This is a genomic window from Pseudonocardia sp. D17 (assembly GCF_036984265.1).
GTDB classification, from domain to species: domain Bacteria; phylum Actinomycetota; class Actinomycetes; order Mycobacteriales; family Pseudonocardiaceae; genus Pseudonocardia; species Pseudonocardia benzenivorans.
Genome location: NZ_BPRG01000005.1, coordinates 36,753 through 49,761 on the forward strand (window position 1 = coordinate 36,753; position 13,009 = coordinate 49,761).

General features: G+C 71.3%; 12 protein-coding genes. 3 read left to right on the forward strand and 9 right to left on the reverse strand.

Annotated features, from left to right (window positions below):
• Nucleotides 1-67 precede the first annotated feature (67 nt).
• The 7 genes from PSD17_RS00445 to PSD17_RS00475 form a co-directional block, all read right to left on the reverse strand.
• Nucleotides 68-934, reverse strand: coding sequence for a vWA domain-containing protein (locus tag PSD17_RS00445; RefSeq protein WP_339120879.1), 867 nt, complete (start codon nt 932-934; stop codon nt 68-70).
• Nucleotides 935-1,056: 122 nt separating this feature from the next.
• Nucleotides 1,057-1,971, reverse strand: a complete 915-nt coding sequence (locus PSD17_RS00450) for an AAA family ATPase (RefSeq protein ID WP_339120881.1) — start codon at nt 1,969-1,971, stop codon at nt 1,057-1,059.
• Complete coding sequence (locus PSD17_RS00455; protein ID WP_339120883.1) at nt 1,968-3,146, reverse strand: epoxide hydrolase family protein; 1,179 nt, start codon at nt 3,144-3,146, stop codon at nt 1,968-1,970. The genes PSD17_RS00450 and PSD17_RS00455 overlap by 4 nt, the downstream gene beginning before the upstream one ends.
• On the reverse strand, nt 3,143-3,907 hold the full coding sequence (locus tag PSD17_RS00460; RefSeq protein WP_339120885.1) for an SDR family oxidoreductase: 765 nt from the start codon (nt 3,905-3,907) through the stop codon (nt 3,143-3,145). The genes PSD17_RS00455 and PSD17_RS00460 overlap by 4 nt, the downstream gene beginning before the upstream one ends.
• Nucleotides 3,904-6,372, reverse strand: coding sequence for a xanthine dehydrogenase family protein molybdopterin-binding subunit (locus PSD17_RS00465; RefSeq protein WP_013674393.1), 2,469 nt, complete (start codon nt 6,370-6,372; stop codon nt 3,904-3,906). Before PSD17_RS00465 ends, PSD17_RS00460 begins: the two co-directional genes overlap by 4 nt.
• On the reverse strand, nt 6,372-6,914 hold the full coding sequence (locus PSD17_RS00470; RefSeq protein ID WP_339120886.1) for a (2Fe-2S)-binding protein: 543 nt from the start codon (nt 6,912-6,914) through the stop codon (nt 6,372-6,374). The genes PSD17_RS00465 and PSD17_RS00470 overlap by 1 nt, the downstream gene beginning before the upstream one ends.
• A complete protein-coding gene (locus tag PSD17_RS00475; RefSeq protein ID WP_013674391.1) occupies nt 6,911-7,822 on the reverse strand; it encodes an FAD binding domain-containing protein in 912 nt (303 codons plus the stop codon). The genes PSD17_RS00470 and PSD17_RS00475 overlap by 4 nt, the downstream gene beginning before the upstream one ends.
• A 166-nt stretch (nt 7,823-7,988) precedes the next feature.
• On the opposite strand from PSD17_RS00475, the gene PSD17_RS00480 reads away from it, so the two are divergent.
• The 3 genes from PSD17_RS00480 (at nt 7,989) to PSD17_RS00490 (ending at nt 10,278) form a co-directional block, all read left to right on the forward strand.
• Complete coding sequence (locus PSD17_RS00480) at nt 7,989-8,930, forward strand: NADP-dependent oxidoreductase (protein ID WP_013674390.1); 942 nt, start codon at nt 7,989-7,991, stop codon at nt 8,928-8,930.
• A gap of 114 nt (nt 8,931-9,044) precedes the next feature.
• On the forward strand, nt 9,045-9,410 hold the full coding sequence (locus PSD17_RS00485) for a hypothetical protein (protein WP_013674389.1): 366 nt from the start codon (nt 9,045-9,047) through the stop codon (nt 9,408-9,410).
• 1 nt (nt 9,411) lies between these two features.
• A complete protein-coding gene (locus PSD17_RS00490) occupies nt 9,412-10,278 on the forward strand; it encodes a mycofactocin-coupled SDR family oxidoreductase (protein WP_013674388.1) in 867 nt (288 codons plus the stop codon).
• Nucleotides 10,279-10,367: 89 nt separating this feature from the next.
• On the opposite strand, the gene PSD17_RS00495 is transcribed toward PSD17_RS00490, so the two are convergent.
• Both PSD17_RS00495 and PSD17_RS00500 read right to left on the reverse strand, forming a co-directional pair.
• A complete protein-coding gene (locus tag PSD17_RS00495) occupies nt 10,368-11,069 on the reverse strand; it encodes a GntR family transcriptional regulator (protein ID WP_013674387.1) in 702 nt (233 codons plus the stop codon).
• Between the two features lie 79 nt (nt 11,070-11,148).
• Nucleotides 11,149-12,906, reverse strand: a complete 1,758-nt coding sequence (locus PSD17_RS00500) for a sigma-54-dependent Fis family transcriptional regulator (RefSeq protein WP_339120888.1) — start codon at nt 12,904-12,906, stop codon at nt 11,149-11,151.
• Between the last annotated feature and the right edge of the window lie 103 nt (nt 12,907-13,009).

The following is a 13,009-nucleotide window of genomic DNA, read 5'->3' on the forward strand; positions in this document are numbered from 1 at the left end:
GATCCGCGGAACGAAGTGACCGTAGGCCGATAAATTGGGCGCGTGGTGTCCCGGAATGTGACACGAATCAATCGATGAGGAGATGGTTCAGTGCAGGTGCGACGTCGCGGTGCGTCGCGACCGGCGCGAGGCGGCCTCGGCCCAGCCGGGCGAGGTCCACGGCGAGGTCGGCGTCGTGCTCGCCGTCGGACTCGAGCATGACGTGCAGCTCGCCGCACCGGGCCGCGGCGATCCGCGGATCCGGGCCCGCGTTGTGCACTGCGTCGGAGAGCAGGACGATCGAGCGTCGACGCACCGGCGTCCGTGCGAGCTCGGCGCGCGCGACCTCGAGTCCGAAGGAGACGTTGGTGAGTCCGCGCGCGGGGATGCGCAGCAGGCGGTCGAGCATCCGGGCAGCCGGCATCCGGGCGTCGAACGACTTGACCAGCGCCGCATCGGACCAGAATGCGACGAGTGCAAGCTGGTCGTCGGTACCGGCGCCGGTCAGATCGGCCGTCAGCGCGGCGACCGCGGCGGCCGTGATGCGCGCCTTCTCCCCGCGCATCGAGCCCGACACATCGGCCACCAGCACGACGGCGCGCGGTGAGCGCACCCGCTCGCGCACGACGATCTCGGTGTCCTCGGGATGCGGCCGCTCGGCGAGCACCTCCAGGGTGCGGTCGATGTCGATGTCGTCGGAGCGATATCGGTAGGGCATCGGCTGCAGACGGCCGGCGCCGCGACCACTGCTGGCGACCCGCGGCCGGCGCCGCACGGTGAGGCTGCGCGCGATGCGCCGGGCCATCGCCGCCACCTCGCCGTCGGCCGGCGTGTCCTCGAGCAGCTCCTCGAGGTCACGACGACGAGCCCGCTGCATCGTCACCAGCACACCCTGGCCGCCGGCCGGCCGGTCATCGGCGCCCTCGCCGCGGCCGTCGGCGAGATCGACGACCAACGGGCTGCCGTTGTCGTCCTGGAACAGCGACGGCGCCTCGGTCAGCGTCTTCGGGGTCCGACGCCGCGGCGCCGGTGTCTCGTGGGCACCGGGCAGCTCGACCGCATCGGCGACGTCGAGGTCTAGGCGGTGCGGTCCCGGCGCCGCACGCCGGGGTGCGAGAAAAAATGGTTCTCCCAGAGCTCGGTGATCACCTGCTCCGGCGTCGCCTCCGACGTCTCGTCCACGGCGATGCGTGCCGACAGCGCGAGCAGCGCCGCATCGAGCACGATCCGGGTGCGGTCGGCCTGGGTCTGCATCGCCTCCAGCTCGACGGCGAGGGCGACGAGGTCGATCGCGCCGCGGACGCTCGAACCGCGGCGCAGTTCCGGGTGCACCCGCGTCGCCCGCGTCATGGCAACCGCGTCGGCCACGAGCAGGTCGTCGGAGCACCCGGTGCGGGTCGCGACGATCGCCCGTTCCTCGCCGTCGTCCTGGTAGTCGACGACGAGCCGGCACCAGCGGTCGTAGACGCTGTCGGAGATCCGCGCCGTGCCGATGTTGTCGAACGGGTTCATCGAGGCCAGCAACCGGAACGTGGGCAGGGCCCGGACCGTGCCCGCGCGCGGGACGACGACCTCACGTTCGGCCATCGCGGCGAGCAGGACGTTGAGGGTGTCCTCCGGCGCACGGTTGAGCTCCTCGATGTAGAGGAAGCCGCCTGCCTGCATCGCCTGCACCAGTGGACCGGGGACGAAGTTGTCCCCGGAGTAGTCCTCCTGGAGCACCCGAGCCGGGTTGTGGTGCCCGACGAGCCGCGCCGGGGTCAGCTCGCCGTTGCCCTCGACGAGGACGAACGGGACACCCCAGTTCGCGCTGATCGCGCGCAGCATCGTCGACTTGGACGTCCCCGGCGGGCCCTCGAGCAGGATGTCGCGGCCGGCCGAGATCGCCGCGAGCACGAGGTCCAGCTCGCGCTCGCGGCCGACGACGCAGCCCGCGACGGCGTCGCGTCGAGAGCGGGCGGACCCGCGCACGGAGGACTCGAACCCGCTCATCGGGCCGACCTCAGCGGGCGGAAGAACTCGCGGACGTCGTCGACGATCGCGGCGGGCTGCTCAGCCGGTGCGAAGTGACCGCCCGCCTTCATGTACGTGAGGCGGCGGAGGTCGTAGTAGTCCTCCATCCATGCCGTGGGCATGACGAGCAGCTCCTGCGGGAACACCGCGATCCCGGTGGGCGCCTTGACGACCGGCGTCGCCGTCGACTCCGCCTTCCACAGGTCGTTGCGCGCCTCCCAGTAGAAGCGGGCGCTGGTCACGAAGCTCTCGCCGACCCAGTACAACATCGTGAGGGTGATCAGGTCCTCCTTGGTGAACACCGACTCGACGTCGCCGCCGCAGTCGCTCCACCAGCGCCGCCGGTCGACCAACCAGGCCAGCAGGCCGGCGGGCGAGTCGTGCATCGCGTAGGCGAGGTTCTGCGGGTCCGTGCTCTGCACGGCGATGTGGCTGGTCGCATGAGCCATCCGGGCCCGGCTGTGGTGGTACCAGTGCCGCTCCTCGGGCGCGTAGTCCTCCTCGACCGGGAGCGCCGCCTCGAAGAAGTCCAGCGGCAGCGAGAGGCTCAGGTGGATGCCGATGAGGTGGTCGGCGTAGCGGTGCCCCAGCTCGGAGGTGACCAGCTGGCCCCAGTCGCCGCCCTGCGCCGCGTACGTCTCGTAGCCGAGGCGCTCGCGCATCAGCACGTCCCACAGCCCGGCGGTGCGGTGGAAGTTGATCCCGGTGCGCTGCAACGGGACCGAGAAGCCGAAGCCCGGCAGTGACGGGACGACGACGTCGAACGCGTCGGCCGGGTCGCCGCCGGATGCCGCCGGGTCGGTGAGCGGCCTGATGATCTGCTCGTAGTCCCAGAACGACCACGGCCACCCGTGGGTCAGCACGAGCGGCATCGGGTTCGGGCCCTTGCCGCGCTCGTGGATGAAATGGATCGGGACGTCGTCGATCGTGGTGCGGAAGTGCTCGTACTCGTTCATGCGACGCTCCACGGCACGCCAGTCGTACTCGGCGAGCCAGTAGGAGACGAGCTCCTCGAGGTAGGCCCGGTTGGCGCCGTAGCGCCAGTCGGCGTTGCCGACGTCGGCGGGCCAGCGCGTCCGCGCCAGCCGCTCGCGGAGGTCGGTCAGGACCTCGTCGGGGACCGCGACGACGAACGGCTCGACCGCCGCGCTCACCGGGGCACCAGACCGGCGTCGACCGGGACGGTCAGACCGGTGAGCAGGCGCGCGTCGTCGGAGGTCAGGTAGACCACCGTCCCGGACACGTCGCCGGTGGCCACCGAGGGTTCGGGCGTGTCGGCCGCCGGGTCGAAGACGAGGCTGCCGGGCGGCGCCGGGACCGCCGGGTCGGCGGGACCGCCCGCGGGGTGGACGCTGTTCACGCGGATCGCGCGCGGCGCCAGCTCGTGTGCCAGCGACCGCACCAGCCCGACGACGCCGTGCTCGGCGGCGGCCTGATGGGCCAGGTGCGCAAACCCGCGCAGCCCCGCCGCGCTGCTCACGACGGTGATCGAGCCGCCGTCGGCCATGTGCGGCAGTGCGGCGCGGCAGGTGTTCCACACGCCGGTGAGAACCCGGTCGAGGGTGCCGTGCCAGACCTCGTCCGCGATCCCCTCGACCGATCCGGGGGCGGTGACGACCGGGCTCGTGACCACGGCGTCCAGGCCGCCGAGACGCCCTGCGGCGACGGCGACCGCGGCGTCGAGCGCCCGAGGGTCGCGGACGTCGACGTCGCGGGCGACGATCCGGCCGCCCAGCGACTCGACGACCGCGACGGTGGAGCTCAGGTCGGGATGGCCGGTCGGCCCGGGCGCGCCCTCGTCCAGGGCGATCACGCCGGCGCCCTCGCGAGCGAGCCTGACCGCGAACTGACGACCCGGAGCCTGCCCGGCCCCGGTCACGAGCACGACCTTCCCCGCGAGACGCGCCGTCGTCATGTCTCCTCCTTCCGGAGCCAGCCGACGATCCGTTCGGGGGTCGCGGGCAGTTCGGTGACCCGGACCCCGTGGTCGCGCAGGGCGTCGTCGATCGCGGCGGACAGCGCGCCCGGAGCCATCAGACGGCCGGCCTCCCCACCGCCCTTGATCCCGTGCGCGGTGATCGGCGAGGGCGTCTGTTCGTGGCCGAAGTCGACCTCCGGCACGTCGAGGGCGGTCGGGATCAGGTAGTCCCAGAACGTGCCCACCTGCGGGTTTCCGCCCGCGTCGTAGGTCAGCTCTTCCGACAGCGCGGTTCCGACGCCTTGCGCGGTGCCGCCGACGATCTGGCCGTCGTAGGACCGCGGGTTGACCAGGGTCCCCGAGTCGTGGACGGCGACGTAGTCGAGGATGTCGACCGCGCCGGTCTCCGGATCGACCTCGACGGCGACCAGGTGGCACGCGTGCCCCACGCACGGATAGAAGGAGCCCAGGTCACTGCGGTCCGGCTTGGGCATCGTCAGGTGCGGATGGTCGTAGACGAAGTTCGCGGCCAGTCCGCTCTCCTCGCCCGCCGGCAGCGCGGTCTTGACGAGATACGCGAGCATCGCCAGATCGGCTGTGCTACGCCGCGCGTCCTCGGCGCCACGCACCTGGTAGCCCCCGTCGACCCACTCGAGGTCGGCTTCGTCGACCTCCATGTCGTGGGCGGCGATGCGCAGCAGCTTGTCCTTGATCTTCTTGGCCGCACCGGTCACTGCGCCCGCGAGCATCACGGTCAGCCGGCTGCCGCCCGGACCCGCCGCCGGGAGCCCGCCCTTCGTGCCGTGGTGCACGACGGTGACGTCGGCGGGGTCGACGTCGAACTCCTCGGCGACCAGCATCGCCGCGACGGTGTCGGAGCTGTTGCCCCAGAACGGAGTCGAGTAGAGGGTCACCGTCAGGTTGCCGACGGTGTCGACGGTCAGCGACACCCCTTCGGGAGTCGAGGTCGTCTTGACCGGCACGTCCTTGTCGTCGAACCAGAACCAGAACTCCGTCGCGCCGTAGACACTGCGCTCGTTCGCCGTGACGATGCCGATGCCGACCTTGCGGCCCTCGGCGCGCATGAGGGCCTGCTTCTCGCGCCAGCCGGCGTAACCGAAGCGTTCGAGCGCATGGTCGAGCACCGGCTCGTAGTTGCCGGAGTCGTACATGTTGCCGCTCGGGATGTGGTACGGGAACGCATCGGGCGGGATCAGGTTGCGCCGGCGGATGTCGACCGGGTCCATACCCAGCTCGGCAGCAGCCTTGTCGACGATGCGTTCGAGCGCCCAGTTCCCCGCATCGGCGCCGAACCCGCGGTATGCGCCCTGCTGGGTCTTGTTCGTCAGCACCGCGCGCACCCGGTACTCCGTGCTGGTGATCCGGTACGGGCCTGTGACCTGCGCGAGTGCGTTCCCGTGCGACCCGACGCCGAACTGGATGTAGGCGCCGTAGTCGTCGACGCAGTCGATCTTCAGGCTCCGGAACGTGCCATCGCGCATCAACGCCAGCTCGACGTCGTAGTAGCGGTCCGAGCCGTGCTGGTCGCCGTTGAGCTGGTGGTCGAGACGGTCCTCGACGTACTTCACCGGCCGCCCGGTGATCTTGGACATCATCGCCGCGGTCACCGTCGAGCGCCAGCAGAACTGCTTCGAGCCGAAGCTGCCCCCGGAGATGTAGGGCCTCAGGTCGAGCTTGTTGCTCGGGATGCCCAGCGCGACGGCCGCGCCGAACGCGAGCCACGTCATGCTGATGCTGTTGGTGTGCACCACCATCTCGCCGGTGCCCGGGTCGTAGTCGCCGATCGCGGCGGTCGTGTCGAGCGGATGGGCCGTCTGCCGGCCCCAGCGGAGCCGGTCGCGCACGACGACGTCGGCCGTGGCGAAGTCGTGGGCGACCTCGCCGAAGGTGAACGTCCGCTCATAGGCGACGTTGGTGCCCAGCGCCTCGTGGACGAGATCGTCGGTGTTCTCCGCGGCCTCGAGCGGGTCGACGATCGGATCGAGGAGGTCGTAGGTGACATCGATGAGGGTTCGGGCGTCCTCGGCCTGGTACCGGGTCTCCGCGACGACGACCGCAACGCCCTCGCCCACGTAGCGCACCTTGTCGGCGGCCAGCACGCGCCACACGTGCTTGTCGGGGGCGGGTCCCGAGTCGGGCAGCGGGGCGAACCGCGCGGCGGCCTCGGGCCCGGTCAGCACCGCGACGACCCCCGGCGCGTTGCGGGCCCGCTCCGCATCGACCGACACGATCCGCGCGTGGGCATGCGGACTGCGCAGCACCACGGCGTGCAGCATCCCCGGCAGGACGACGTCGTCGATGTAACGGCCCAGCCCTCGCAGCAGCTTCGGATCCTCGACCCGCTTCACCGATCGGCCGATCCACTTCAGATCCTTGTGCGGTGCCATCGGCGCGGGTGCCGTCGCCACTGGCACGTCGGTGGGGATGTCCGTCTGTGTCATCAGGAGCCGTCCTCGGCCATCTGCGCCGCCGCCTCGATCGCGGCGTCGACGATGAACTGGTAGCCGGTGCACCGGCAGAGGTTGCTGGAGATGCCCTCGCGAACCTGCGCACGTGTCGGCGTGGGGTTCTCCTCGAGGATCTCCTGCACGCGCAGCACCATCCCCGGGGTGCAGAAGCCACACTGGAGGCCCTGCTTCTCCCAGAACGCCTGCTGGATCGGGTGCAGCGTGGACGCGTCCGGCGCGACGCCCTCGATGGTGCGCACGTCGGCACCGTCCGCCTGGACCGCGAGCGTGATGCACGAGCGCACGGTCCCGCCGTCGAGGCGGACCGTGCACACGCCACAGACACCCTGGTCGCAGCCGGTGTGGGTGCCGGTCAGCCGCAGGTCCTGGCGCAGCACGTCGACGAGCAGCCGGCGTCCCTCCACCCGCAGCCGGTGCTCCGTGCCGTTCACGGTGATGGTGATCGGGTGCAGCGTGGCCGGGTCGGTGTCGACATCGGTGCCGACGGGAGCCGCCGGCTCGTGCGTCGCCGTCATCGGGTGCCTCCGGCTCGGGTCAGTGCGGTCGTCACGGCGCGCCGGACCTGGGCCCTCGCCACCGACGCGCGGTAGGCCCAACCCGGGACGGGCGCGGCGGACACCGGGAGAATGTGTGCCGCGAGGTCCCCGTGCGCACGCGGTGCGAGGCCGCTCGTGGTGGCGGCGGCGGCACGCTCGACCGTCTCCTCGTCGGCGACGGCGCCGCGCAGCACCTGCTCGGCCGCGCGCGCCCGGACGGGCCGGTCGGCCACGCCGCAGACGGCGATCGACACGTCGACGATGCGGCCGTCGGCGACGGTCAGCGAGACGGCGGCGCCGGCAACCGGGAAGTTGCCGCGCCGCAGGCTGAACTCCGACCACGCCTGACCGGTTCCGGGGCCGGCGACCGGGAACTCGACCTGCGCGACGATCTCGTCGGACCGCGCGACCGTGCTGAACGGGCCGGTGAAGAACTCCTCCGCATCGACGGTCCGGACCCCGTCGGCACTCAGCAGCGTGAGCCGAGCGTCGAGGGCGAGGGCGGCGCACGGCAGCTCGGCGACGGCCGAGGCGTGGGCGATGCTGCCGACGACGGTCCCGCGGTGGCGGATGGGGGGGTGCGCGACGTGCTCGACCGCCTCGGCCAGCAGCGGCACCAGGGCGCGAACATCGGCGGAGTGTTCGACCGCCGACTGCCTGGCCGTGGCACCGACGACGAGCCGGTCGCGCTCGCGGCGGACGAACCCGAGATCGGGGATCGGCCCGAGGTCGACCAGGTGCGCGGGCTCGGCCAGGCGCAGATTCAGCATCGGCAGCAGGGACTGGCCGCCGGCGAGCACACGAGCGCGCGGACCGAGTTCGCGCAGCAGACCCGCGGCATGCTCGGGACTCCGGCCGCGGTGGTAGCTGAACGGTGGTGGCTTCACCCGGGAAAGGCTGGCGGTCGGGGTCGGGCGCGGGTTGTCCCAAGTTGGGACGGGCTCGCGACGCTGATTGACACCTCTGAGAATGCGCTCCTACGGTTCGGTCGACAGCCGACCGTCGCCCGATCGACGGTCTCCTCGAGACAGAACGGACAGCTCCGTGCCCACGATGAAGGCGATCAGTCAGGACCGACCCGGCGGCCCGGACGTGCTGCACGTGATCGAGACGGCGCGCCCCACGCCCGGACCGACCGAGATCCTGGTGCGCGTGGAGGCCGCCGGTGTCAATCCCACCGACTGGAAGACGCGGTCCAGGGGGTTCTTCTACCACGACGAGAGGCCGCCGTTCACCCTCGGGTTCGACGTCAGCGGGGTCGTCGAGGCGGTCGGACCCGGCGTCACGCTCTTCACCGAAGGCGACGAGGTCATCGGCATGCCCCGGTTCCCCCGTCCGGCCGGCGGCTACGCCGAGTTCGTCACGGGCCCGGCCCGCCACTTCACCCACCGGCCCGCCGGCCTCGACCCGGTCGCCGGCGCCGCCCTGCCGCTGGCCGGACTGACCGCACGGCAGGCCCTCGTCGACACCGCAGGGCTCCGCAGCGGCCAGCGGGTGCTCATCCACGCCGCCGCGGGCGGGGTCGGCCACCTCGCGGTCCAGATCGCGAAAGCACGCGGCGCCCACGTGATCGGGACGGCGAGCGAGGCCAAGCACGACCTCCTGCGCCGGCTGGGCGCCGACCAGCTGGTCGACTACCGCACCCAGGACTTCGCCGACGTCGTCGAGGACGTCGACGTCGTCCTCGACACGCTCGGCGGCGACGTCACCGAGCGTTCGCTGCGCACGCTGCGCACGGGAGGCACGCTCGTCAGCATCATCCCTCCGGCGGGCTTCGACCGGTCGCTGCTCCCGACGCGCGACGGCGTCCGGGTGACGTGGCTGCTCGTGGAACCCGACCCGTGCGGCCTGGCCGACCTCGCCGCCCTCGTCGCCGACGGCAGGCTCCGGGTCGTCGTCGACCGGACCTTCCCGCTGAGCTCGGCGGCAGAAGCACACCGATACGGCGAGGCGGGGCGCACCACGGGCAAGATCGTCCTGGAGGTGTCCACCTGACCCTGTCCCACGCCGGGACAACAGCCATCGGTCGATCGTCAATAGCGTGGCCGTGAGGCCGAACCCCTGCCGGTACGAGTCTCCGGAACTGCGATCACACGAGAGGAAACGACCATGGCGATCGACCCTCAGGAGGACGCGATCAACGCGCTCCTCGACCTGCCCGAGGACCAGCCGATCATCCTCATGAACCTGCTGCGGTTCAACGAGGGCGGCGAGAAGACCTACGAGGAGTACGTCCGGCACTGCAAGGTGCACGGGCCGCGCTTCGGCGTCGAGTTCGTCTACCTCGGAAAGGGCGGGTACGCGATGGTCGCCGAGGACGGGCAGGCCTGGGACGCGGTCTGGATCGTTCGCTACCCGAACTCGAAGCAGTTCTTCGCACTGCTGCACGACGCCGACTTCAAGTCCGGCTTCCACCTGCGCGGCGACTCGCTGCAGGAGGCCGTCCTGCAGGTCACCACGCCGTGGGACATCTGACGTGGGCCGGCTCGACGGGAAGGTCGCACTGATCACCGGAGCCGCCCGCGGTCAGGGGCGCTCGCACGCCCGGCTGCTCGCGAGCGAGGGTGCCGACATCATCGCGGTCGACATCTGCGGCGACATCGACGACCTCGGCTATCCGCTCGGGACGAGGGCGGAGCTCGACGAGACGGTGGCCCTGGTGGAGGACCAGGACCGCCGCATCCTCGCGCGAACCGCGGACGTCCGCGACGTCGCCGCGATGCAGGACGTCGTCGACGACGCCTACGAGGAGTTCGGCCGCATCGACATCGTCTGCGCGAATGCCGGGATCTGCCAGGTCGGCCCGCGAACCTGGGAGGTCACCGACGAGATGTGGGACGCCCACGTCGACGTCATGGCGAAGGGCGTGTGGTCGACGGTCCGACCGGTCGTCCCCCGGATGATCGAGGCGGGCAACGGCGGTTCGATCATCATCACCAGCTCCCTGCTGGGGCTCAAGGCGATGCCGAACCTCGCGCCGTACTGCGCGGCGAAGTTCGCGGTGGTCGGGCTCTCGCAGTCGTTGGCAGCCGAGGTCGCCGAGTACGGGATCCGTGTCAACACCATCCATCCGACGACCGTCGACACGGACATCAACTTCAAGAACGAACCGCTGAAGCGGATGTTCCGCCCCGACCTCGATCACTCCCCCAGCAGGGAGGAGTTCGGGGAGGCGTCGTCGCAGATGAACCTGCTCTGGGATCCGTCGCAGCCCTGGAAACACGCCGTGCCGTGGCTCGACGTCAGCGACATCAGCAACGCCGTGCTGTTCCTGGCCTCCGACGAGTCGCGCTACATCACCGGTCTTCGGATGTCGGTCGACCTGGGCGCGCTGATCAAGTAGCGCTGATCAGGTAGCGCCGATCCAGTAGCACTGCGAACGGACGAGGGGCCCCGGAGGTGTGTCACCGGGGCCCCTCGTACGACTACCGCTCAGCCCCCGTTGGCCTCGAACGTGGCCACCAGCCGCTCCGTCACTCCGCGGATGTGGACGTCGACGGTGTGGCGCAACTCGGCGGTGCTGCCGGCCTCCATCGCCGCCATGATCGCGAGATGCTCGTCGCAGGACGCCATGGTGTGGGCCTCGAACCGTCCGGCGTAGTTGATGATGCGCTGCAGGCTGCCACGCAGCCGGTGCAGATGGCTGATCAGCAGGCGGTTGCCGCAGTTGGCCACGAAGAGGTCGTGGAAGGCGAAGTCGTTCTCGTTGAACGGCGCAAAGTCGCCCTGTCGGGCCCGGGCGACCTGGTCGTCGAGGCGCTCACGCATGCTCCTGATGTCCGCGGGCGGGATCGCGACGGCCGTCTCCGCCGCCGCCGTCTCCAGAGCCCGGCGCACCCCGTAGACCTCGCGCACGAGCTCGACGCTCAGCGGCGGAACGCTGAACCCGCGCGGCCCCGAGGGCTCGAGCAGCCCCTCGTCCTGGAGTCGTCGCACGGCCTCACGCAGCGGGGAACGACTGATCGAGAAGCGGCGTGCGAGGTCGTTCTCGCTCAACGGCACCCCGGCGGGCAGATCACCGTCCACGACCCACTGCTTGAGCGCCTCGTACGCCTGGTCCGCCAGCGACGGCGCCTTCCTGGGCGCCCGCCCGCTCAGGTCGAGCGACTCCCAGGCCGGGACGGACGCTGGCATGACGTGCCTCCTCGCTGCGCACCGGTCGTCGGCAACCTACCATCCGGTCGACAGGCGACCGCAGTCCGCCACGGACCGGTCAGCTGCGAAGGCGCACCTCGACCTGGCCGGCATCGGCCAGGCCGTACCTCTCGATCTTGCGGTACAGGCTCGACCGCGAGATTCCGAGCTCCTCCGCCGCGATCACCTTGTTGCCCCGCGAGTTCTCCAGGGCCGCCATGATGGCGTCACGTTCGGCGCGCTCCATCCGGGTCAAGCTGCGCCGGCCCGCTTCCTGGCGGACGTCGAGCGGGAGGTCCGCGACCCGGATGAGGCCACCGCTGTTGCTCAGCGTTCGCTGCACGACGTTCTCCAGCTCGCGCACGTTGCCCGGCCACGTCCGTCGGCCGAGCACCTCGATCGCCTCGGGACTCCAGCGCGCTCGCCGGTCGTGTCCGGCCGTCAGCGCCGAGAGCAGCGTCGGCAGGTCGGCGACGCGGTCGCGCAGGGGCGGCACCTCGACCGTGACGGTGGCGAACCGCTCGAACACGACCTGCAGGACGTCGGGCCCGTTGCGCCGCCTGGTCGTCGTCGCGATCAGCTGCGGCGGGCGCGGGCTCGACGTGAGCATCTCCAGGACCGGTGCGAGGAGCTTAGCGGCCGGGTACCCGATGCCGTCGAGGTGGCGCAGGAGCAGAACCCGGGCGCCGGCGCCCAGGGTGCGCACGTCCTCCGCGAGCCGGCCGGGTTCGTCGACGTGAGCGCGACAGTCGACGACGATCAGCGGGTCGAGGTCCGCGTCCGCGCTGGTGAGCCGACGTGCCAGCGTCAACTTGCCGACGCCGGTCTCGCCCGTGATCAGCAGCGGCAGACCGGCCGCGATCGCGTCCGCGCCGGCCTCGGCCGCGGCGGCGAACGCTGCGCACGCGCGTGGGCGGACCGCCGAGCGACGTCGAGGCGGCCGCCCCTGTCGGCGGACCTCGATCAACAGCCCCTCCTCCACCGGAGTCACGTTCACCGGGACCACAGCGCCGTCCGCGAGCTCGAGCTCCGTCGCGCCGCCGGGCTGCCGGGAACTGCTGACCTGGTCCCAGAGCTCGGCCGCGTCGAGGTCGGGCAGGAGCGCCGCGGCCGCCGGGTCCGCGATGCAGAGGCGAGGGCTGAGCAGGAGTGACGGCCGATCGCTACGGCGGCGGGCCATGAACTGCTCGAACAGCAGCCGCTCGGCCTTGCCCGTCTGTTCGAGCAGACCCTGGCGGATCTCCTCGATCCCCCAGCGGACGAGTGCGGTCAGGGCCGGATGGATCTGCTGGTCCATCAGCGTGACGTTGAGCGCGCCGGCCGTCCGCCGCGTCACGGGATGCACGATCGGGGCCGCCACACAGGTCATGTCCTGGTGGAGCTCACCCCAGTGCTCCGGACCGCCGATGATCTTGGTCTTTCCGTCCGCGAGGGCGGTGCCGATGCCGTTGGTCCCGACGTGGGCCTCGTTGCAGCTCGCGCCGGGCTCGGCGAGGATCCGTCTCAACGACGTCCGAACCATCTCGTCCGGTATCCAGCTCCGCACGAGCTGTGCCTGCGAGTTCGCCAGGAACACCGCACCCCCGAGCTCGTCGATCTCGGAGGCGAGCCGGTCCAGCACCGGACCCGCGACCATGGCGAGCTCGCTCTTCTCGTCGACCTCGGGCAACGCGGGCAGGTGCACCTCCTCCGGGGACACGCCGCCGCTGCGCGACCGGGCCCACGATGCGGCGATCTCCGGACGGACGGCGGCACGGTAGCGCTCGGGCACGCGGCCCGTGACGACGAACTCGTCGCGAGCGGCGCGGAGTTGGCGAGCGTAGGTGGTGGTGGACATCGTTGGCCTCCCGTCGGCAGGGCACGTGCAACGGCTGTGTCGAATGGCGTGCCGTGCGCTGGAGCAGCAGTTCCGGGCCACCGTCCGGCGCACGCCGCCGCGC